Source organism: Dyella japonica, assembly GCF_040545895.1.
In the GTDB taxonomy this organism is placed as follows: Bacteria; Pseudomonadota; Gammaproteobacteria; order Xanthomonadales; family Rhodanobacteraceae; genus Dyella; species Dyella japonica_D.
The window spans coordinates 454,998-475,982 of sequence record NZ_JBEPMU010000004.1 but is presented as its reverse complement, the minus strand read 5'-3'; the positions used below and the strand labels follow the sequence as shown (position 1 = coordinate 475,982).

Annotated in this window: 21 protein-coding genes; 15 read left to right on the top strand and 6 right to left on the bottom strand. The window is 66.9% G+C overall.

Annotated features, from left to right (window positions below; genetic code table 11):
* Nucleotides 1-20 precede the first annotated feature (20 nt).
* The 3 genes from ABIC75_RS15445 to ABIC75_RS15435 form a co-directional block, all read right to left on the bottom strand.
* The gene (locus tag ABIC75_RS15445) at nt 21-1,277 is read right to left on the bottom strand and encodes a heme biosynthesis HemY N-terminal domain-containing protein (protein ID WP_354014768.1); all 1,257 of its coding nucleotides are present in this window, start codon (nt 1,275-1,277) and stop codon (nt 21-23) included.
* Nucleotides 1,274-2,374 carry a uroporphyrinogen-III C-methyltransferase gene (locus ABIC75_RS15440; RefSeq protein ID WP_354014767.1) on the bottom strand — a complete coding sequence of 367 codons (1,101 nt, stop codon included), beginning with the start codon at nt 2,372-2,374 and terminating at the stop codon, nt 1,274-1,276. The genes ABIC75_RS15445 and ABIC75_RS15440 overlap by 4 nt, the downstream gene beginning before the upstream one ends.
* A gap of 78 nt (nt 2,375-2,452) precedes the next feature.
* The gene (locus tag ABIC75_RS15435; protein WP_354014766.1) at nt 2,453-3,220 is read right to left on the bottom strand and encodes a uroporphyrinogen-III synthase; all 768 of its coding nucleotides are present in this window, start codon (nt 3,218-3,220) and stop codon (nt 2,453-2,455) included.
* 104 nt (nt 3,221-3,324) lie between these two features.
* Here ABIC75_RS15435 and ABIC75_RS15430 point away from each other — a divergent pair, with 104 nt between their 5' ends.
* From ABIC75_RS15430 to ABIC75_RS15420, 3 genes are all read left to right on the top strand, one after another.
* Entirely contained in the window at nt 3,325-3,807 is a 483-nt protein-coding gene (locus ABIC75_RS15430; protein ID WP_354014765.1) for a YiiD C-terminal domain-containing protein, read from the top strand.
* Nucleotides 3,808-3,859: 52 nt separating this feature from the next.
* On the top strand, nt 3,860-4,279 hold the full coding sequence (locus ABIC75_RS15425; protein WP_354014764.1) for a hypothetical protein: 420 nt from the start codon (nt 3,860-3,862) through the stop codon (nt 4,277-4,279).
* Nucleotides 4,280-5,416: 1,137 nt separating this feature from the next.
* Nucleotides 5,417-5,869, top strand: coding sequence for a rhodanese-like domain-containing protein (locus ABIC75_RS15420; RefSeq protein WP_354014763.1), 453 nt, complete (start codon nt 5,417-5,419; stop codon nt 5,867-5,869).
* A gap of 52 nt (nt 5,870-5,921) precedes the next feature.
* On the opposite strand, the gene ABIC75_RS15415 is transcribed toward ABIC75_RS15420, so the two are convergent.
* The gene (locus ABIC75_RS15415) at nt 5,922-6,980 is read right to left on the bottom strand and encodes a 2Fe-2S iron-sulfur cluster-binding protein (RefSeq protein WP_354014762.1); all 1,059 of its coding nucleotides are present in this window, start codon (nt 6,978-6,980) and stop codon (nt 5,922-5,924) included.
* Nucleotides 6,981-7,063: 83 nt separating this feature from the next.
* Here ABIC75_RS15415 and ABIC75_RS15410 point away from each other — a divergent pair, with 83 nt between their 5' ends.
* From ABIC75_RS15410 to rmuC, 5 genes are all read left to right on the top strand, one after another.
* Nucleotides 7,064-7,501, top strand: coding sequence for a hotdog fold thioesterase (locus ABIC75_RS15410; protein WP_354014761.1), 438 nt, complete (start codon nt 7,064-7,066; stop codon nt 7,499-7,501).
* A complete protein-coding gene (locus tag ABIC75_RS15405) occupies nt 7,498-8,445 on the top strand; it encodes a serine/threonine protein kinase (RefSeq protein WP_354014862.1) in 948 nt (315 codons plus the stop codon). Before ABIC75_RS15410 ends, ABIC75_RS15405 begins: the two co-directional genes overlap by 4 nt.
* 97 nt (nt 8,446-8,542) lie before the next feature.
* Nucleotides 8,543-8,977 carry a hypothetical protein gene (locus ABIC75_RS15400; RefSeq protein WP_354014760.1) on the top strand — a complete coding sequence of 145 codons (435 nt, stop codon included), beginning with the start codon at nt 8,543-8,545 and terminating at the stop codon, nt 8,975-8,977.
* An 80-nt stretch (nt 8,978-9,057) separates the two neighbouring features.
* Complete coding sequence (locus ABIC75_RS15395; protein WP_354014759.1) at nt 9,058-10,230, top strand: class I SAM-dependent rRNA methyltransferase; 1,173 nt, start codon at nt 9,058-9,060, stop codon at nt 10,228-10,230.
* 71 nt (nt 10,231-10,301) lie between these two features.
* Entirely contained in the window at nt 10,302-11,738 is a 1,437-nt protein-coding gene (gene rmuC / locus ABIC75_RS15390; RefSeq protein ID WP_354014758.1) for a DNA recombination protein RmuC, read from the top strand.
* A gap of 16 nt (nt 11,739-11,754) precedes the next feature.
* Here rmuC and ABIC75_RS15385 read toward each other — a convergent pair whose 3' ends face one another.
* Complete coding sequence (locus ABIC75_RS15385) at nt 11,755-12,210, bottom strand: hypothetical protein (RefSeq protein WP_354014757.1); 456 nt, start codon at nt 12,208-12,210, stop codon at nt 11,755-11,757.
* Nucleotides 12,211-12,346: 136 nt separating this feature from the next.
* Between ABIC75_RS15385 and ABIC75_RS15380 the strand changes: the two genes are divergently transcribed.
* Together ABIC75_RS15380 and ABIC75_RS15375 are read left to right on the top strand one after the other, a co-directional pair.
* Nucleotides 12,347-13,159 (top strand): hypothetical protein, encoded by an 813-nt coding sequence (locus tag ABIC75_RS15380; RefSeq protein ID WP_354014756.1) that lies wholly within the window; start codon nt 12,347-12,349, stop codon nt 13,157-13,159.
* 87 nt (nt 13,160-13,246) lie between these two features.
* Nucleotides 13,247-14,107 (top strand): class I SAM-dependent methyltransferase, encoded by an 861-nt coding sequence (locus ABIC75_RS15375; RefSeq protein ID WP_354014755.1) that lies wholly within the window; start codon nt 13,247-13,249, stop codon nt 14,105-14,107.
* Nucleotides 14,108-14,116: 9 nt separating this feature from the next.
* On the opposite strand, the gene ABIC75_RS15370 is transcribed toward ABIC75_RS15375, so the two are convergent.
* Entirely contained in the window at nt 14,117-14,980 is an 864-nt protein-coding gene (locus ABIC75_RS15370; protein WP_354014754.1) for an energy transducer TonB, read from the bottom strand.
* Nucleotides 14,981-15,168: 188 nt separating this feature from the next.
* On the opposite strand from ABIC75_RS15370, the gene folE reads away from it, so the two are divergent.
* Genes folE through ABIC75_RS15345 form a run of 5 tightly spaced genes read left to right on the top strand, consistent with a single transcriptional unit; the run spans nt 15,169 to nt 20,921 of the window.
* Nucleotides 15,169-15,771, top strand: a complete 603-nt coding sequence (gene folE / locus ABIC75_RS15365) for a GTP cyclohydrolase I FolE (RefSeq protein WP_354014753.1) — start codon at nt 15,169-15,171, stop codon at nt 15,769-15,771.
* Nucleotides 15,755-17,086 carry a hypothetical protein gene (locus tag ABIC75_RS15360; protein WP_354014752.1) on the top strand — a complete coding sequence of 444 codons (1,332 nt, stop codon included), beginning with the start codon at nt 15,755-15,757 and terminating at the stop codon, nt 17,084-17,086. Before folE ends, ABIC75_RS15360 begins: the two co-directional genes overlap by 17 nt.
* Nucleotides 17,079-17,795 (top strand): hypothetical protein, encoded by a 717-nt coding sequence (locus ABIC75_RS15355; RefSeq protein ID WP_354014751.1) that lies wholly within the window; start codon nt 17,079-17,081, stop codon nt 17,793-17,795. Before ABIC75_RS15360 ends, ABIC75_RS15355 begins: the two co-directional genes overlap by 8 nt.
* Nucleotides 17,788-20,580: an AAA family ATPase gene (locus ABIC75_RS15350; RefSeq protein ID WP_354014750.1), complete on the top strand. Its 2,793-nt coding sequence runs from the start codon at nt 17,788-17,790 to the stop codon at nt 20,578-20,580. Before ABIC75_RS15355 ends, ABIC75_RS15350 begins: the two co-directional genes overlap by 8 nt.
* Nucleotides 20,577-20,921, top strand: a complete 345-nt coding sequence (locus ABIC75_RS15345; RefSeq protein WP_436407932.1) for an EF-hand domain-containing protein — start codon at nt 20,577-20,579, stop codon at nt 20,919-20,921. The genes ABIC75_RS15350 and ABIC75_RS15345 overlap by 4 nt, the downstream gene beginning before the upstream one ends.
* Nucleotides 20,922-20,985 lie beyond the last annotated feature (64 nt).

Sequence of the window (20,985 nt, the reverse complement as noted above, 5' to 3'; positions counted from 1 at the left end):
ATGGACGGGTTGACGCGAACTTATTCCGGCAGACGCGGCACGCCGTGTTCGCTGCGTTCTTCCACCGCGATGGGGCGCGTGTCCAGGCGCGTCGAACGTGCGCCCTGCGGCAGCGGCTCGATGGCATCGCCGCGCGCCAGCGCCAGGGCATTACGGTAGCAACGCTGGGCCAGCACGGCATCGTTCTGTCCCGCGTGCACGTCGCCAAGCGCTTCCCATGCACCGCTGCTGGGCACCAGCGCCAGCGAGCGTTCCAGGTATTGCGTGGCCTTGCCCCACAAGCCCTGGCGTGCGCACATGCGACCCAGCGTGAGCAGCAAGGCGGCGTCGTTGGGATGCGCATCGAGCCACGATTCGGCACGACGCAAACGCGCTTCGATGTCGTCGCCACCCAGCGCGCCATAGGTTTCGATCAGCAGCGGCGACCATTCGCGACGCAGCGCCGATTCCACCTCGTCCATCGCCGGCAACACCATGCCGAACGCAGCCGCCTGGCGCGCGTATGCATCGATGGCGGCCGGCACGCGACGCTGCGCCTTGGGCAGTTGCGACCACAAGGTGTTGAGTGCGGCGGCATCCGGCGCACCGCGCAGCGAAGCGGCCAGCACCTGGCCTTCCAGCGTGGCGAAGGTCCTGCTGCCCAGCGCGCCGCTTTTTTGCAGTGGTTCGAGCGCCTGCCGCGCACGACGCGTGTCGCTGCTGGCGAGTGCGGCGAGGGCAAGTTCGCGCCAGCCGCCTGGCGTGAGGTTGCCGGCGTCCGCATCGGCGGCAAGCAGATTCACGGCTTCAACCGGGCGTCCTTCGCGACGCAGCACGCGGGCGCGCAGCACGCGCGCCGCACGCGGAGCCACCTGCGCGGCCTCGTCGAGCGTGGCCAGCGCACGGCTGTTTTCGCCACGACGCGACGCCGCTTCCGCGGCGGCGAGCAAGGCGGGACCACGCAATACATCCAGACGCGACGCGCGATGCAGATCGCGCTCGGCGTCGCCGTGACGGCCTTCCATCAGCGCCAGCAGGCCGTCGCTCATCTTCCTGCGGCTGAGTCGGCGATGGCGGCGCGTGAACGCACCGAACGGCCAGCGCACGGCAAACCACACCGCGCTGAGCAATGCCCAGGCCAGCAACAGGATGACGACGGCGGCGACCACCGTGGTCTCGGCCTGCCAGCCACGCAATTGCACCAGCACATAGCCCGGATCTTCGGCCACCCAATGCCAGCCGAACGCGGCCAGTGCCGCCACGATCACCAGCAACAGAATCCAGCGCCACAACTTCATGGCTTGGCTCCGGCCGAGCTGCTGGCCGCGGGCTTGAGCGCGTGCACGGCGCGCAGGTTGCGCAGTTCGCCGAGCGCGGCGCCCAGTTGTACCGCGGCACCCGGCGGCTGCGCGATCAGCGTGGCCAGCTGCGTGCGCGCCTGCTGCACGGGCGCGGCGTTGGTGTCGAACTGCGCCACGATGCCGGCGTCGGCACGCTTGAGCGCGGCGACGTAGGCGTCCCGATCGGAAGCCAGCAACGCGGCCTGCGCCTGCGCCAGATCGATCGACGCCAGCTCGCGTGCGAAGCGCGCATCCGCCACCGACAACGGTGCACCATTCGTGCGCTGTACTTTCACCACGTCGTTGAGCGCACCCACGATGCGCGACCAACCGCCGGGCGATGCACCGGAAGCGGTGGCATCCAGCGGCTTGAGCGGAAGCGCCATGGTTGCCGCGCGCAGGTTGCTCAGCGCGGTGAGCGCGGTATCGACGTTGATCGTCTGCGTCTTGCTCAGTGCTTCGCGTTCCGCGCCCATGCTCTGGCGAAGGCCGGAGAAGGCGCCGTCGTTCACCGCGGCAAGGGTCTGGTCGGCAATGGCGTACGCGGCGAGCGCGCCCTGCGCATCGTGGAACAGCTCGTAGCGTTCCTTGGCCATGCGCAGCAGCGATTCGGTTTCGTCGAGCAGCATGGCGTCGTGGCCGGACAGCGTCTTTTCCGACAGCTTGGCCACGGCGTCTTCGAGATTGCGCGTGCGCTCGGCCTGGCTCAGTAGTTCCTCGCGCAGCGAACGGTTCACCTGGTCGGCGTCACCGAGTCGCTGGCGCAGCAGGTTGCGTTCGCTGTCGCTGGCGCCGAAGGCACTTTCCAGCGTGTCCACGCGCTGCTTGAGCCCGTTGAGCGCGGCATTGCCCGCGGCGTAGCCCTGCTCTTGATGCCATTGGCGCCAGCCCACGTAGCCGGCGCCGCCGATGGCCACCAGCGCGAGCAGCAGTGCCACGGCGAGGGTGCCGCTACCGCGTCGTGCCGGTGGCGTGGCACGCGGAGCGCGTGAAGGTGTGTCGGAACGCGCGCCCGCAGGCGCGCCGCGATCGAGGATGGAGTCGTCTTGGCTCATGCGCGACATGCTAACAGCCCGCGCCGGGGAGCTCGCATCAAACGGGCGTGAAGGCGTGGAGCGGATGCGGAAAAGCGGCTAGGGACGCGCCGCGGCCGTCAGTAGATTTTCGGAGAGCGCGGATGCGGCCACCACCACGCGCTGGAACCCCGCGCTGCGCGCCGCCTCGGCGAGCCGTTCGCTGCTGACCACGGCCACGGCACCGCACAGCCGCGCAAACGCGTCGGCAGGCAAGCCCTGCCGAAGATTGTCCAGCGCTTCGGCGCTGGAGAGCAGCACGCGTGCCTCCGTCGACAGCTGTCGGACCTCGTCGATCTGTCGGCGCTGCCAGCGCGGCGTGCCGCGACGATAGACATGCACCTCGCGAAGCTGCGCGCCACGTGCCATGAGTTCAGCGCGCAACACGCCTCGGCCACCCGGTGCGCCGATAAGTGCCACGCGCCGCCCCTGCACTTCGCTGAGTGCGACCTGTTCCAGCAGGCCTTCGCTGTCCTGGCGCGCCACGGGACAAAGCGCCTGGACACCGTGACGAGCCAGCGCCCGTGCGGTTCCCTGTCCCACCGCGAGCACCGTGCCGTTCGTTCGCAAAGGCGCCAGTCGCGCAGCGAAGCGCACGGCGGCGGGGCTGGTGAAGATCAGCAGGTCGTCGCCCAAGGCGGCGCGTAGCGGCGCGGCAGCGGCCGACTCGTCCACGGCGCGCAACGATAAGCCGGGCAGCAGCAGGGGCAGCCCGCCGCACCGACGCACGCGTCGCGCCAGTGGCGAACCCGTGCCGGCGGGGCGCGTGATGACCACGGTGCGTCCGTCCAAGGCGGGCTCGGCAGGAGTCGGGGATCGCGCGGTCATGGGCACTCCAGAAGCATGCCGGCGAGTGTAGCGGCCGTCGCCCTATCGGTCCTGCCCCGCCAGGGTGCGTAAACTACGCCTTCCCCCACGGTCACCCCGCGACAATGAGCAATACCGAACGGCACACCCATGCACGCAAGATGGTCACCTTCATGCGCGACGAAATCCCCCTCGCGCAGACCATGGACTTGAGCCTGCACGACTGCGACGAGCAGCAGCTTTCCCTCGCCGCCCCGCTGGGGCCCAACATCAACGACAAGGGTTGCGCGTTCGGCGGCAGCCTGGTGAGCGTGATGACGCTCAACGGCTGGGGCCTGGTCGAACTGGAGCTGCGCCTGCGCGGGCTGGAGTGCGACGTGTTCGTGGGCGAGTCCACCGTGCGCTACCTGGAGCCGGTGTGGGAGGACTTCATCAGCGAAGCCCGCCTGGCCGAGAGTGCGGACTGGGTCACCTTTTTCGACACGCTCGCCACCCGCGGCCGCGCCCGCGTCGAAGTGCTGTGCCGTGTGCCCGGCACCGGCGAGAAGCCGGCCGCCACGCTGGAGGCCCGTTTCGTGGCCAAGCGGCGCTCGCCGGACGCCGTATGAAAATGTGCTGTTCCTTGGGCACAATGCAGGCCTAGCCCAAGGGGAAAGCCACATGCGTCGCCTACTGATCCCGCTCGTCACGGTGTCCATCCTTGCGCTCGGTGGTTGCGCCACCAACAAACGCAAGGACGACCTCACCACCACGCTCAACGCGTATGCCAGCACGGTGCGCTGGGGCGACTTCAACTCGGCGCTGAACTTCGTGGACCCGAAAGTGCGCGAGGAACACCCGATTCCGCCGCTGGAAATGTCCCGCTACCAGCAATACAAGGTGAGCGGCTACGACGAGGGCAACGGTCCCACGCCCAATGGCGAGTTCGAAGCGAAGCAGGTGGTGAAGATCAACCTGGTCAACGTGAACACGCAGGCGGAGCGGACGGTGACGGATCACCAGACGTGGCGTTATGACGCCGAGTCGAAGCATTGGTATCTGGAGACGGGGTTGCCGGATATCAGTGCGGGTAAGTTGTAAGGCTGGTTTTTCTGGCGATTTATCGGGGGTGATGGTGTGATCGCTGGCGTGTGGCCTGCGGTGCATGGTTTGTTTTCGTAGGGCACGACGGGCCTGCTCGCGATAGCGGCGGAGGCACGAGTGCAGCTCCTGGATCGTCATTCCTGCCAGTCCCCAAAAGGGGGCAAGAGCAGGAAGCTCTCTTCAGCAACCGAAGCCCTCCTAGTCGTCATTCCTGCGAAGGCAGGAGGCGCTTTTCAACAGCCGAAGGCTGGTCATCCAGTGACTTTGCGTTGCGGCTATCGCGATTCCTTTGATCGCCCTTGTGCAGCGATCCCGCCAGCGTGCCGCCTACGCGGCGTGCGTTTCGATCGGCTGCCGCCGCTCGAGTCACTTTTCTTTTGCTGGCCCAAAAGAAAAGTAACCCAAAGAAAATGGCCTTTAGAGCGAAGGGCTCGCAGCATCGTGTTGGGATAAGCCCGAACGCTGGAGGATGGTTGTGGCGGGACACCCATGGGAGGCCACATAGCGAGCACTCCCAAGCGCTGCGCAACGCGCCCGAATCGCAGAGGACTTAAAGCGGAGCCTCGCTCCGCATCGGCCTTTGCATTGACTTCGTTCTTCACGTCCTCTCCGTGCACGGCACTTCTCCCTCTCCCCTTGTGGGAGAGGGTTGGGGAGAGGGGGCGGGTGCTCGCGAAAACACTACTGCTGCGAGCTTTGGCTCTGGCTCTTGGGGTCCCCGTATGACAGCGGCGGGCGGGTGAAGGAAAGCCCGCAGGGTGGCCGGCATGGATGCCGGCCAGTTTTTCGTCAGGACACGGATGTCCTGTCGAAAAACCCCGTAACCCGCACGCGTACCTGGAGGGCCGCAGGCCCGGAAGGCGCGTCATCCGGGGTGCCGTTTCTTTTGGCATTGCCACCATCTCGGTGGTTACTTTTCTTTGGGCAAGCAAAGAAAAGTGACCCGGCCTCCGGCAGCAGGTCGGAAGCCCGCCGCAGGCGAGCCAGGTCACGATCACCTGACAATTGAATCCAAGATCACTGAATCCGCCCCACAGGAACGATGAGAAAACCGCGAACCACCCCGCCACCCCGTATAATCCCCCGCTCTGTTCACCCCGCGCGGCCCGGCCGCGCCAGCGGAAGCCCCAAGAAATGAGCGATGTCCTGCACAAGCTGCCCGAGTTCCTTGGCAACCACCTCGCGCTCGCCGCGCTGTTCCTGGTTCTGCTGCTGGGCCTGATCGGCACGCAGCTGCTGATGCTGTTGCGCAAGTACAAGGAGCTGACGCCGGCCGGCCTCACGCTGTTGATCAACCGCGAAGGCCCGCTGCTGATCGATCTCTCCGCCTATGCCGACTACGAGAAAGCCCACGTGCCGGGCTCGCGCCATGTGGCGATGAGCCAGTTCGATCCCGAACACAAGGAGATCGCCAAGGCGAAGGATGTGCCGGTGGTTTTGATCGACAAGGACGGCCGCGGCGCCACCGACAAGGCGGCGCAACGCCTGGTCAAGGCCGGTTTCAGCAAGGTCTACACGCTGGGCGGCGGTGTGATGGGCTGGCAGCAGGCGCAGTTGCCGGTGGCCAAGGGCAAGAATCCGGGTTGATGGTTTTGCGGTGCGGGGGCGCAACGCCCTCGCCTACCACGCGCGGCGCGGCTTACAGGCCGACGATGCCCGCGCGACTGCCGAGGATCTGCGCCAGCACATCCGGCGCGTAATCGAACGAATCGTAATAAAGGCGCTCTTCCGGCAACTTCGCGTCGATGAAGAGCTTGCGCCCCGCGTCGATCATCGCCGGCGGCCCGCTCATGTACACGTCGTAGCGGGCGAGATCGGGATGGTCCTGCAGCACGGCCTCATGCACGAAGCCCATGCGGATGCCGCTGGCGAGTGCCTGTTCCGCATCCGAGATCACCGCCTGGAAGCTCAGGTCGTGCGCCATGCCCGACCAGCGTTCGGCCTGTTCTCGGAGGTAGATGTCGGCCGCGTGCCGTGCGCCCCAATACACGCGCATCGGCCGACGCGTACCCAGCGCAATGAAATGCTCGACGATGGCCTTGACTGGCGCGAACCCGGTGCCGCCCGCCATGAAGATCATCGGGCGCTCGGAATCCTCGCGCGGCACGAAGGTGCCCAGCGGCCCTTCGATGCGCATCGCATCGCCCACCTTGAGCGCGTCGTTCACCCACGAGGTGAAACCGCCGCCGGCCACGTGGCGCACGTGCAGCTCGATGCTGCCGTCCGCCTCCGGATGATTGGCGATGGAGAACGGGCGACGACGCCCGTCATCCAGCAACACGTCCAGATACTGGCCCGGCAGCCAGTTGAGCCTGGCTTGCGCGGACACCGGTTGCAGATGCAGGCCGACCACATCGGGCGCCAGCATCCATTTGCGCGATACCGCCACGTCGACCTGCCGCTTGGCGATGTCTTCCACCGAGGTGACTTCGCGTGCCTCGATCAGCAGATCGCTGCGCGGCACCGCCTGGCAAAGCAGGATGGCGTGCTGCGCCGGCGAGGTGCCGCTCAAGGCCACCGGAGGATTGCGCGGGTAGTCGCAATGCCCCTCGATCAGCGTGGCCTTGCAGCTGCCGCACACGCCGGCGCGGCACGAATACGGCAAGGCGATGCCGGCCCGCTGCGCGGCTTCCAGCACGGTTTCGCCGGGCGCAACGGGGAAATGGCGGCCGGTGGATTGGATGGTGACGATATGCACGTACGCATTGTCGCGGCGGGAGCGTCAGCCGACAATGAGGGCCTTGCCGGCCGTTCACAAGCTTTCACGCGGAGAAAACACCCATGGCCATCTGGAAACAGGACATCTCGCTCGAGCGCATCAACGGCTGGAGCGCCAACACCATGATGGAAACGCTGGGCATCCGCATCACCGAGATCGGTGACGACTGGCTACGCGGCACCATGCCGGTGGACCACCGCACGCACCAGCCGTACGGCCTGCTGCACGGCGGCGCCTCGGTGGTGCTGGCCGAGACGCTGGGCAGCACGGCCGCCATGCTCTCGCTCGATCCCTCGGAAGTGGCGGTGGGGCTGGACATCAACGCCAATCACATTCGCGGCGTGCGCAGCGGCACTGTCACCGGCACGGCGCGCATGGTGCATATCGGCCGCACCACGCAGGTGTGGGAGATCCGCATCGAAACGGAAAGTGGCGAGCTGGTGTGCATCTCGCGCATCACCATGGCGGTGATCCCGGCACGCGTCGTGGCACCGCGTTGAGCATCGCCGCGCCTTACGCATCGCTCGATCCGGATCGCGTCCTCGACGCCGTCACCGCGTGCGGCCTGTGGCCCGATGGCCGCCTGCTCGCGCTCAACAGCTACGAAAACCGCGTGTGGCAGGTGGGAATCGAGGATGCCTCGCCGGTGATCGCGAAGTTCTATCGCCCGCATCGCTGGAGCGACGCGGCGATTCTCGAGGAACACGCGTTCGCGCGGGAACTGGCCGAGGCGGAGATTCCGGTGGTCGCGCCCTCGGTGTTCGGCGGACGCACGCTGCTGCATCACGATGGTTTCCGCTACGCACTCACGCCGCGTCGCGGTGGTCGCGCGCCATCGCTGGAATCGACCGAACAACTGGAATGGCTGGGACGCCTGATTGCGCGCATCCACGGCATCGGTGCGCGCCAGCCGTTCGAACATCGCGGCCGCCTCGATCGCGCCACCTTGATCGCCAAGCCGATGCAGGCCGTGCTGTCCTCATCACTGTTGCCTGCGTCGCTGCACGCGGCGTACCACGCCGCCGCCGAGCGCATGGATCGCGCCGTGGCCGATCGCCTCGACGCCGTGGGCCCGGTACGCCAGCTGCGCCTGCACGGCGACTGCCATCCCGGCAATGTGCTGTGGACCGATGCCGGCCCGCATTTCGTCGATCTCGACGACGCGCGCATGGGCCCCGCGGTGCAGGATCTGTGGATGCTCGCCAACGACGACAAGGCGATGACCGCCCTGCTCGACGGCTACCAGCAGATGCGCGACTTCGACGTCGGCGAACTGGCCCTGGTGCCCGCGCTGCGTGCAATGCGCCAGCTGCACTACGCCGGCTGGATCGCCGAGCGCTGGCACGACCCGGCCTTCCCCGCCGCGTTCCCCTTTGCCGGCGAAGCGCGCTGGTGGGAACAGCACATCACCGACCTGCACGAACTGGCTGACGAGCTCGCCTAGCACGAGCTGTACGCCGCCCAACAAACTGCCAAGCCGCGCAGGCAACAGCGGCGTCGCGATCCGCTAAGCTCGCGGCTTTCGACCCGGGGCCTGGCACGTGCGCAATTTTCTTTTCCGACTGATCGGCATCCTCGAAGTGGCTGGCGGCTTTTTCGGCATGGTGAACATGCTGCGCCGGCTGTTGCCGTTCGGTTCGCACGACTCCATCGTGGCCGTGATCTGCTTGTTCTTCTACGTGTTCGTGCTGATTGCCGGCGTGATGCTGCTGGAGAACAGCGAGCGCGGCGTGACCTTCTCCGGCTGGGCCCAGCTGATGCAGCTGCCGCTGATCGCCACGCCGATCTTCAGCTACGGCTTCCACTGCGGCGCCTTCGTGAACGTGTACGCCAGCCTGCATCTGCCGGTGCAATTGGGCCTGGACTGGCACGTGGGCAGCGAGGGTTTCCTGCTGGCCGTGGCCGGGCCGGGCGTGGCTCGGTTGGGCATCAACCTGCTCGCCCTGCTGTCCTGGCTGGCGCTGCGCCTGCGCTGATGCCCCGGTTTTGACGGGAGCGCAGGCGCTGCGCTCCCGCAAAAGGCCGGCTTTTGCCGGTCAGCAGCTATCATGGGCGGATGAATAGCCCCGATTCCCTCCCCGTCATCCGCCTCAAGACCGACCGCGCGCCCGGCCATCCCTGGGTCTGGTCGGCCCAGGTCCACAAACCGGAAACCCGCGTGCCGCCCGGCAGCGTGGTCGACGTGGAAGACGCCAAGGGCCGTTTCGTGGGCCGCGGTTTCTGGAACGGCCACGCGCGCATCGCCCTGCGCCTGCTGACCACCGACCCCGGCGAAACGATCGATGCCGAGTGGATCGCCACGCGCATCGACCGCGCCATCACCCTGCGCCAGGAGCTGCTGCAACTCGACCGCGTCAGCGACGCGTGGCGCGTGGTGCACAGCGAAGGCGATGGCCTGTCGGGCCTGGTGGTGGACCGCTATGCCGACATCATCGTGATCGAATACTTCGCCGCCGGCATGTGGCGGTTCCGCGAGGCGATCCACGCCGCGCTGCTGCGCCACTTCCCGGGCGCGCGCCTGTACTGGTTCGCCGAAACCCACGTGCAGAAGCAGGAATCCTTCGACTGCCGCTCGCCCGAAGCACCCTCGCCGGTGGAAGTGCACGAGCACGGCCTGCGTTTCCACGCCGCGCCCGGCTACGGCCACAAGACCGGCTTCTTCGCCGACCAGCGCGAGAACCGCCATCACTTCGCGCGCCTCGCCAAGGGCCGCAAGGTGCTCGACCTGTGCTGCAACGCCGGCGGTTTCGCGGTGCATGCATTGGCTGCGGGCGCGCAGTCGGCCACGGGCGTGGACATGGATGCGGGCATCCTGGAAATCGCCCGCGCCAACGCCGCCGCGAACGACGTGCCGGCCGTATTCGAGCAGGCCGATATCTTCGACTGGTTGCGCGGCGCCGTGGCGCGCGGCGAACAGTACGACGCGGTGATCCTCGACCCGGCCAAGCTCACCCGCGACCGCAACAAGGTGATGGACGCGCTGAAGAAATACTTCGCGATGAATCGCCTGGCGCTGGACGTGATTCCGCCCGGCGGCTTGCTGCTCACCTGCTCGTGCACGGGCCTGGTGAGCGAGGCGGACTTCCTGGAGATGCTGCGCCGCGTGGCGCTCAACGCCGGTCGCGAGATCCAGGTGCTGCATACGGCAGGCGCCGGCGCCGATCATCCATTCAGCAGCAGCGTGCCGGAAGGCCGTTATCTGAAGGCGGTGTTCTGCCGCGTCATGTGATCGCCTTACGCGGTCCCGGATTCTGAGACGCCAGCGCGTACACTGGCGAGCGTGTGCCGTTGGGAACTGCCATGTCCGTTACTGAAATCGTGTTGATCGTGCTGGTGATCGCGGTGCTGGCGCTGCAGGTCGTGCATCTGCTGCGCGGGCGCGAGGACGCCGGCCTCACCGCGCGCCTCGATGCGCTGAAGGACGACAACCGCCACCTGCGCGAAGCATTGGCACAGGAACAGCGCGCCGGTCGCGGCGAAGTCACGCAGTCGCTGGAGCAATTCCGCTCGCTGGTGCAGGAGCAGCTGGGCGGCATGAGTGCGCAGCAGCACGAACGCATCGGCCACTTCGGCCAGCGCCTGGACGTGCTCACCGAACGCACCGGCACCGGCCTGGAAGCACTGCAGCTGCGTCTTACCGAAGACGCGCGCCGCAGCCGCGAGGAACTCACCCTCGCGCTCAACCGTTTCGGCGAACAGCAACAGCAGCGCCTGGCCGCGCTCACGGCCGAGAACGAAAAGCGCCTCAACGAAGTGCGCGCCACGCTGGAAACCAAGCTCAAGGCGATTCAGGACGACAACGCCGCGCGGCTGGAACAGATGCGCGCCACCGTGGACGAAAAGCTGCAGAACACGCTGGAAACGCGCCTGGGCCAGTCGTTCGCGCTGGTGTCCGAACGTCTCGAACAGGTGCAGCGCGGCCTGGGCGAAATGCAGAACCTCGCCATCGGCGTGGGCGATCTCAAACGCGTGCTCACCAACGTGAAGACGCGCGGCATCCTGGGCGAAGTGCAGTTGGGCGCGCTGCTCGATCAGCTGCTCACCAACGACCAGTACGACTCCAACGTGGTGACCGTTCCCGGCAGCAACGACCGCGTGGAATTCGCCGTGCGCATGCCCGGTGCCGGCGAACACGCGCAGCTCTACCTGCCCATCGACGCCAAGTTCCCGGTGGAGGATTACCAGCGCCTGCTCGACGCGCAGGAAGCGGCCGATGCCGATGCCGCCGCGCTCGCCGGCCGCGCGCTGGAAGTGCGCGTGCGCGAGGAAGCCAAGCGCATCCGCAGCAAGTACGTGGCGCCGCCGCATACCACCGATTTCGCCGTGCTATTCCTGCCCACCGAAGGCCTGTACGCCGAAGTGATCCGCCGCCCCGGCTTGTTCGAGTCGCTGCAGCGCGACCATCACGTCACCGTGGCCGGGCCCACCACGCTCACCGCCTTGCTCAACAGCCTGCAGATGGGCTTCCGCACGCTGGCCATCGCCCAGCGCAGCAGCGAAGTGTGGACTTTGCTGGGCGCGGTGAAGACCGAGTTCGGCAAGTTCGGCGCCGTGCTGGACAAGACGCGCAAGAAGCTCAACGAAGCCAGCAACGTGATCGATCAGGCCAGCGTGCGCACCCGCGCCATCGAACGCAAGCTGCGCGGCGTGGAAACGCTCAACGGCGACGAGGCGCAGCAGTTGCTGATCGACGCGCCGGCCATCGACGAGCTCGGCGACGACGACACCGAGGTGTAATCCCTCGCGTCGGCGCTCAGGCCGACGCGCTCACCAGCGAACCGCTGCTGCCACTGCCTTCGCCCATCAAGGCGGCGGAGAGTGCCGTGACGGCGGCTTCGAGCTGGCCGCTGGTGGTCGCCACGGCCGATTGCAGCGTGGCGATTTCCGCCATGCTCCCGGGGTCCGCGATGTTCCTCCTGGACATGGCCGCATGCAGCGCCTGCTGTTCCTGGGCGAGCTGCTTCTGCAACTGCGCGATTTCCTTTTGCAGCGCCTTGATGGTGGCGCTCGCGGGGCTGCCGCTGTCCGGGCTGCTCGGCGCAGGCGCTGCGCCTGCACCGCCCGCGCCTTTCGCTGCCGGTGTTTGGCCTTGCGCGACGGATGTCGGCGACGTCGCATTCGACGCCGACGCCGCTGCATCGGACGAACCAGACGAACCGGCGATGTTCAGCGGAATGGCGGAGGTGTCCAGGTGGATGCCGATGCTCACGTGCAGTCCTTTGGCTTGATCGCCCATCAGATCGGCCGGCGAAGGCAGAACTTTAAGCGGCGTCGCCTAACCCCTTTCGCGCTCGCGCATCGTTCCACCGTATGCATCGGTCATCGATGCGTACTGGAGTCGTGGCATGAACAGCTTGCGCAGATGGGTTATCGGACTGGCCACGCTCGCGGCCAGCATGCAGGCGGGAGCGGTCGGCCGTCTGGTGGACCTGAGCGTCTACGACCGCACCTCGCAACGGGAGCTGCCAGTCTATCGCCACGATGGCCGCTACTACGTGGCCGGGCAGCCCGGCCATCGCTACCAGATCCAGTTGCGCAGCCAGCACGGTGGCCGCGTGCTGGGCGTGCTTTCGGTGGACGGCGTGAACGTGCTTTCCGGCGACACCGCCGACTGGTCGCAGACCGGCTACGTGCTGCAGGCCTACGAGGGCACCGATATCCTCGGCTGGCGCAAGAGTCTCTCGGAAGTGGCGGACTTCGTCTTCGCCGATGCCTCGCGCAGCTACGCCGCGCGCACCGACCGTCCCGCCAACGTGGGCGTCATCGGCATCGCGCTGTTTCTGCCACGGCGCATGATCCGCCCGTTGCCGATGCCCGGCCCCATCTCCGCCCTGCCCGAACCGATCGCCAACGCGCCGGACGCGCAGTCATCGCAACCAGCGCCTGCTGCGGACGCCGCCATGGCCGAATCGGCCGCACGCGCAACGGCCAAGACGCTGGACAGCGGCCCGATCGGCACCGGCCACGGCGAACGGGAAACCTCGGTGGTGAGCTATACCGATTTCGAACGCGCCTCATCCACGCCGAACGAGACGATCACGCTCTACTACGACACGCGCGAACGCCTGGTTGCGCAAGGCGTGATTCCCGGCGACGATCGACCACCGGCCGGTCGACCCGATCCGTTCCCGGGACATTTCGTGCCCGATCCGCGTTGACATCGCAGCAACCTGCGTTCAACTCGCGGCAAGCCGGGACATGACAACATCCAAGCCCTGCTGCGCCTCAGTGGATCTCGTCACGTCATGCTGGAAGCCTTGCATAGCCTCGTCTGCGAAGTGGAGCGAGACCGGTCGCTGGAGCGGCCGGAGCAGCTGCGCGAGCGCATCCGGGCGATGGACAGGCTGGAAGATGTGCTGCTGCACGAGCCACAGGCGGAATCACCCGCCGCGGGTGCGGTCTTCAACACCTTGCGTCGTCGCGCACGCGAACGTCTTGGCGTCCTTGCCGACGTCCAGCAACGCCTGTGCGAGGGCATCCGCCACGCCATCATGCAAGGTGCCGGCGCGCATGCGCTGCGCGGCTGGCTGCATCACGACGATCTGCGCGAACCGTGGGGCTACGATCATCTCGACGCGCTGATCGGCGACGTGCTGTCGCTCGATGAGCCCGATTCCGTCGCTGCGCTGGAAGCCGAGATGGTGTTCTACCAGCCCACGCCGGTGCGTCATGTGCTCGACCTGATTCATCGCGCACGGCTTGGCCGCGATGATGTGCTGGTCGACCTGGGTTCCGGCATGGGCCACGTGCCCTTGCTCGTGTCGATCTGCACGGATGCGAAGGCTTGCGGCATCGAACGCGAAGAAGCGTACGTGGCCAGCGCGCGCCGCGCTGCGGAAACGCTGCGCATCGAGCGCGCCACCTTCCTCGCGCAGGACGCACGCGAGGCCGATATCTCGCGCGGCACGGTGTTCTATCTCTATACGCCGTTCACCGGCGACATGCTCCGGCACATGCTCGACCGGCTCCACGACGAAGCCCGCCGACGCAGCATCCGCGTCGCCACGCTAGGGCCGTGCACGCCGGCCGTGGCGAGCGAGCCGTGGTTGCGTGCGGCCAGCGAACCGGATGCTGGCCGCGTGACGCTGTTCCGTTCGGTGGCGTAACGCCGGGCGTCAAGCGCCGCTGAGCGGCGTGACCAGTCGCAGTCGCGCGTCGCCGCCGCCCACGGCGCCGTCGGGCAACGCATCCGGCGATTCGTTGGCGAGCGTCTTGCTGATCCACGGCGGTGTCTCACGCGGTCCCGGAATATAGGCATGCCAGCTTCCATAGGGCGTTTCGGCCGGCCGGGTGCCCATGGTGCCGAGACTGAAATTCACCGGTACGCGAATGACCCAGAACGGGTCATTCACTTGAGAGCCCCTGCTTGGCACATTGAAAGTCCAATGACGGGCGACGTCGAGCGAGGCATCGGCGAGCCACTTGCGGTAGCGCTTCATCTCGGGCTGCGTGCCGTACTGATCCAGGTTCACCTGTTCTGCAATCACGTCCTGTACCGTGCCGTCCCGGCCGACGCGCAGCACGAGATAGGCTGTACCGCTTACGCGGGCTGCAATGGCAGCTTGGGGATAGTGTGGCTGTGCCATCTGCTTGCTATGGACCACATCCTCGCGCGGGCCGTTCTGCGCGTCCCGCCCACCGAACGTTGCGCCCTGAACGCCGACCTGGAAATTGCCCTCGCCCATCGGCTTGGCTACCACGCGCAGGCTCATCCGCGTCGTCACCACGGCCGCGGCCGCATTGGACAGATCGAACTTCCACGTTGGCAGGGTCTGGCCGATCACGCTGACCACCACCGGCGGCAGCTTTTCCGGCTGGTCCAGCGTGTAACCGTGGAATGAGCCGTCCGGATTCACTTCGATGGAACCGGTCACCAGCATGCCGGCCTCGGCCGTCTTGCGGACATCTTCCGCTGCCACCGTGCCGACGGTGCATGCCAGCAGCCAACCGCACAGCCAAGCGATACGTATGAGCTTCATAACTCATCCCTGTCATTGCGTGCGCGGAGTCTAGCCGGCGCCGGCAGGAACGCCTATCTGCCGGCGCCCAGGCCGTCATGCAGGCATGCAAGCCACTGATCCCATTGGCGAGTGCCGCATCCACAGGGTCAAACCTTGACGGGGGCGTTACACTGATGCGTCTGTAAGGCGTACCCGAAGGAACCCGCATGAGCGAGCGTCAAGAACCGACCGAAGTCACCCGCGAACAGGCCGAAGAAGCGGTGCGCGTGCTGCTGCGCTGGTCGGGCGAAGATCCCAGCCGCGAAGGCCTGCTCGATACGCCCAAGCGCGTGGTGAAGGCGTACAAGGACTGGTTCTCCGGCTACGCCACCGATCCGGGCGACTACCTGCGCCGCACCTTCGAGGAAGTGGCCGGCTACGACGAAATGGTGGTGCTGCGCGACATCGAATTCGAAAGCCATTGCGAGCACCACATGGCGCCGATCATCGGCCGCGCCCACGTGGGCTATCTGCCGACCAACCGCGTGGTGGGCATCAGCAAGCTGGCCCGCGTGGTGGACGCCTATGCGCGCCGCTTCCAGGTGCAGGAAAAGCTCACCGCGCAGATCGCGCAGTGCATCCAGGAAAACCTGCACCCGGCCGGCGTGGCCGTGGTGATCGATGCCAGCCACGAATGCATGACCACGCGCGGCGTGCACAAGCGCGGCGTATCGATGGTCACCAGCCAGATGCTGGGCGCGTTCCGCGACGACGCTCGCACGCGCTCGGAATTCCTCCAGTTCATCGGCATCCATGGCGCAGGCCGCTGAGCACGCGCCCCTGATGCAGCTGCTGGACAGTTCGGACGCCGACGAGCGTCTGCAAGACGTATTGCGCGAAGGCATCAGCGCCGAGGATCTCCCGGCGGTGTTTCCGCTGTTGCGCGGACGCTCGCTGCTGCGCGCGTTCAACGCGCTGTTCCATGGCAGCGAAACGCAGGTGCTGCTACGCCTGCTGGTGCTGCGCACGCTGGGCGCACGCGCCCACGCGCCGGAATGGACGCCGGCGGAAATCCGCGACCAGCTCGCCTTCGTCGAACCGGTGAAGCTGGAAACGGTGGTGCAGCGCCTGAAGGAACACGAGCTGCTCACCTGGGACAACGAAACGCTGCGCTATCGCGTGAGCCCGCTGGGCCGCAAGGCGCTCGCGGCCGTCGCCACGCTGCTCGAATTCGAGCGCGACGACGAGGACGGTCTCGGCTACATCACGGCGCAGCTCGCAGCCGGGCAAGCGGTGGGTCGCGTGTCCGCCGATGAACTCGCGCATCTGCTGTCGCGCCTGTCGGAGCTGAAGGAAGACTTCGACCGCGCCGTGCTGTCGGGCTCCGAACATCGCATTCGCCGCGCCGCGCAGCGCCTCGATTCCGTGTGGACGTGGGTGGAAAAAGGCACGGAAGTCGTCAGCGCCATTGCCGACAGTGAAGACCTCGACGCCACCACGCATCGCCTCGCGCAGGCCGTGGGTCGCGCGCAGAGTGCGCTGCTGCGGCAGGCCGGCATCTTCCAGCGCGAACTCAACAAGATCGACCAGCATCGCGTGCACTTGGGACGCACGGGGCTTTCTTCGTCCGACCTCGTCGCGTGGCTGCGCTCGCTCACGCCCGACGCACTGGCGCAACATGCGGACGAAGCCGCCATGCTGCCGGTGCAACCGCCGTTCCTGCAGGACCAGATTGCGCTGGACGTGGCCGAATACGAACTGCTCGAACGCGAACGCGCCGCCGCCGAAAGCAATGCCTTGCCCACCGCGGAAAGCACGCCGACCACGCACGACCTGCCCATCGACGAGGAAGACCTTTCGCCGTTGCTGGAATGGCACGAACAGCTCGCCGCTTTGCAGGCGCCGCTGGAACTCAGCGATGCGTTGCGCGGCAATGATTACGCCCTGAGCGCCTACCGCCTTTCGCTGCTTGGCCTGGTCGGCGATCCCGAATCGTCGGCGTTGCAGGGCGCGACGGCGGATCTCGCGCGCCTGCCGCTGAAGCTTGAAATCGAACCGCGCCTGATCGATCCGGGCCTGGCGACGATCGCGCTGGTCAGCGCGGGTCGCCTGCATCCTCGCAAGGAAAAGAACACCGATGCATGACGAAACTGCCGCGCTGGTCGCGCGATTGCTCTCGCAACGCTGGCTGCCGCGCGACGACGCGCAGGCGCGCAAGGCCTTGCTCGACGAAGCGTTCCGTGAGGAACTGGATCGCCGCCTCGCCGCGGTGGGCCTGGAACTGCGCGAGCATCCCTACTCCGCCTTCATCGGCGTCGCCGTGGCGCGCGCCAACGAAAAGCACGTGTTCGGCGGCAGCGACAGCTGGATCTCCAACACCTTGCAGCTGGACCGCGACGCCGTCGCGCTGCTGGTGGTGCTGTGGGCGCTGATCGTGCTGCCCAAGCGCCAGCGCCAGCTGGAACGACAGCAGGCCGAAGCCGATGCCTCGCAGACGCAGATGTTCGCCGAGGGCAAGCCGATCTCGCGCGATGCAGCGCTCTCGCCCATCGTGGCCGAACGCACGCTGCTGGCCGACTTCGGCGAGAAGCTGGGCGGCAAGACGCGCGTGAACTTCAACCTCGGCCTGCTCTCACGCCACGGTTTCATCGTGCGTCGCAAGGGCGAGCTGGCCGAAGGTCCGCTGCTCGATCTGGTGTTCGACTACGAGCGCACCGCGCGACGCATCCTCGATGGCGCGCTGAGCGACCTGCTCGCCGGGCTCACGCCTCGCGACGACATCGGCAGCGACGATGAACCGCTTTATGACGACACTGATGAAACCGAAGACAGCGAAGTGATCCACGATGTTTGATTTCCGCAGCCTTGAAGTCATCCACTGGGACTACTGGCAGCGTTTCAGCCTGCCGCTGGATACCAACATCGTCACCGTGGTGGGCCCCAACGGCTCCGGCAAGACCACGCTGCTCGACGCGCTGCGCACGCTGCTCACCATCGATTGCGCCGGCAACCGCGACTACAAGAGTTACCTGCGCCACAACGGCAAACCGTTCGCCTGGCTGCGCGCCCGCGTAGGCAACACGCCGGGGCCGCGCGGCGAGCGTCCGTTCTTCCCGATCATGGACAGCGAAGTGACGCTGGCCGTGCGCATCCAGAAGAAAGGCGGCGAATGGCAACGCCAGTACGCCGTGATGGGCGGCGACGTGAGCGTGGACGAGATCGAGGCGCGCAACGATTTCCTTGGCCTGCGCGAATACCGCGTGCGGTTGGAAGGCGCCGGCCTGTCGCAGGCGATCCGCCGCGTGCTCACGCTGGAACAGGGCGCCACCGACAAGCTGTGCCAGCTGCCGCCGAAGGCGCTGCTGGACCTGGTGTTCGACGTGTTCGGCGACAAGACCGTGCTGGAGGATTACCAGCGCGCACGCAACGAACAGGCCGAGGCCGATCGCGAACTGCATGGCTTGGAACACCAGCTCTCGCTGATCGGCGTGAGCCTGCAGGAAGCCGAAGGCCGCGTGCGCTCGTGGCAGGAGTGGGACGCGCTCAAGCGCGAACACGCCGACCTCGTGGCCGAGACGCTGCCGCGCACCGAACTGGCTGAACTGCATGCCGGCATTCGCGGCGCGCGTCCGCAGTTGTTGGGCTTGAAGCGCAAATGCCGGGATCTTTCCGCACGCGATGTCGACCTGCAGTTGCGACTGCAGTCGCTCGATGCCAACGAGGAATCGCTGCGCGGCGAACAGCACGTGGCCGACCAGGCTCGCCAGCAGGCCAAGCAACAACTCGATGATGCGCGCCGCGCTGAAACCGAGAACGCCACCCTGCTCAAGCAGGAACAACACCTGCGCAAGCTGGTATCCGAACAGGACGGCGCCGATCACGAGAAGCAAGGCAAGCAGCTCGTCGAGGCGCGCAGCCAGCTCGGCCGCCTGCAGAACGACGAGGCACGCCTGCGCGAGCAGCTGTCCACGCTCACCGCGCAGCTCGGCGCGTGGCGGCGTGGCCAGCGCTACACGCCGGAGTTCGAGCAATCGTTCCGTCGTGCGCTGGATGATGCCGGCATCGGCCACAGCATGCTCAGCGAGATCGTGGAGATCACCGAGCCGCGCTGGCAGGCCGCAGTGGAAGCGGTGCTCGCCGGCTTCCGCCACGTGGTGCTGCTCGATCATCCGCGTGATCGCGAGGCCGCGTGGCGTCTTGGCGAGGAGCATCGCTACAAGCATTTCGTGGTGGCCGATCGCGCGCCCACCACCGCGCCCACGCGCGGTTCGCTGCTGGAAGTGGTGGACTTCACCGCGGCGGCACCGGAATGGCTGCTGCGCCAGCTCGACCGCATCCGCCGCGTGGAAGACGTGAGCGACGGCGCCAAGCTCGGCAAGGATCAGGACTGGATCACGCCGCAGGGCTATTTCCGTGAACGCCGCGGTGGCCGCCATCTTGGCGTGGATGATGTCTACTTCGGCAGCGCGGCGCGCGAGCGCCAGTTGCGCGAGGGCGAGGAGCGCCTTCAGCAGATCGAGAAGCAGCTGCGCGCCATCGCCGAGAAACGCAAGGCTTTCCAGGAACAAGCCAGCGACGCCGAAAGCCTGCTGCGCGGCGCCAACGCCAGCAACCAGCTGGCCGATCGTGCCGACGAATTCGCCGCCGCGCACGAGGCACAGTCCGCCTTGCAGGACGACGTGCAGCGCTGCGCCGACAGCTACGCCGCCGCCGAAGCGCATTACGAAGGCGTGCGCGAAAAGCGCCAGCAGAACTCGCGCCAGCGCGACAACGAAGCGCGCGAACACAAGCAGGCGCAGCAGCAGCTGGCCGATAGCGCGCGCCAGTTCGCGCAGTTCCGCAACGAGCAGGTGGATCGCCTCAAGGCCTTCCGCCACAAGCGCAGCCACGTGCGTCCCGCGCATCGCTCGCGTCGCGCCATGCTGGAACTGCGCGAGCGCTACGAATCGCCGGCCGCCGTGCGCCGCGAGATCGACCGCATCGAGCGCCGCCTCAACGAAGGCCATTGGGAAACCGACGACGGCGTTCTGCCGCTGCGCGACAAGTACGCCAACGACCACGAAGGCCTGCGCGACGATCTGCAGCGCCGCCGCGTGCACCTGGAGCGCGCCGGCCGCATCACCACCGAAGCGCGCGCCGCTTATCTCAACGTGTTGCGCAACACGGTCAAGCGCTATGCGCGCAACCTGAAGGTGCTGGCGGACCTGGCCGGCATCGGCGTGGAAACGGAACTGCCCGAACTGGTGAACGAAGACCTGGCGCTGGCGCAGGCCGGCCTCAACGTGCGCTTCGAGTTCGACAAGAAGGGCTGGATCGGCATGGACGACGGCGAAGCCTCGGGCGGCCAGCAGGTGATGAAGTCGCTGTTGCTGCTGGTGGCGCTGATGCGCGACGAGGACCGCCCCGGCGGCTTCGTGTTCATCGACGAGCCCTTCGCGCACCTGGACATCTTCAACATCGACAAGGTGGGTGCGTTCCTCAAATCCACCCGCGCCCAGTACATCCTCACCACGCCGGCCACGCACAACATCAACGTGTTCCAGCCCAGCGACCTCACCCTGGTCACCAGCAAGCGCCGCCCTGGCGCGACCTGGGCGCAACCGCTCGCGGTGCTGCGTCGCCGGACCGAAGCCGCATGATCCTGCGCCGGCCAGTTCGCCTGATGGTGTTGGCCGGTGCCTGCCTGGTGCCGCTGCTCACCTGGGCGCAATCCACGCCGGCCGACTACCTGCGCGAGTTCGACACCGATGGCGACGGGCGGGTGAGCGAAGCGGAGTACGTGGCGCATCTCAGCGAGGGCTTCCATCGCCTCGACAGCAATGGCGATGGCGTGCTGGAAGCCGACGAACTCCCTGGTGGCCACGGCAAGCCGATCACGCTCAAGCAGTTCCAGGACAACCTGCGCCGGCAGTTCCACAAGCTGGACCGCAATCACGACGGCTACCTCGACGCCCGCGAGCTGACGCAGCCGCCGCAGTGATAAGACCGCCCGCGAACTATTCCGCACTGCACACACGCGGTCATACGTAATCGGCTATCGTGCG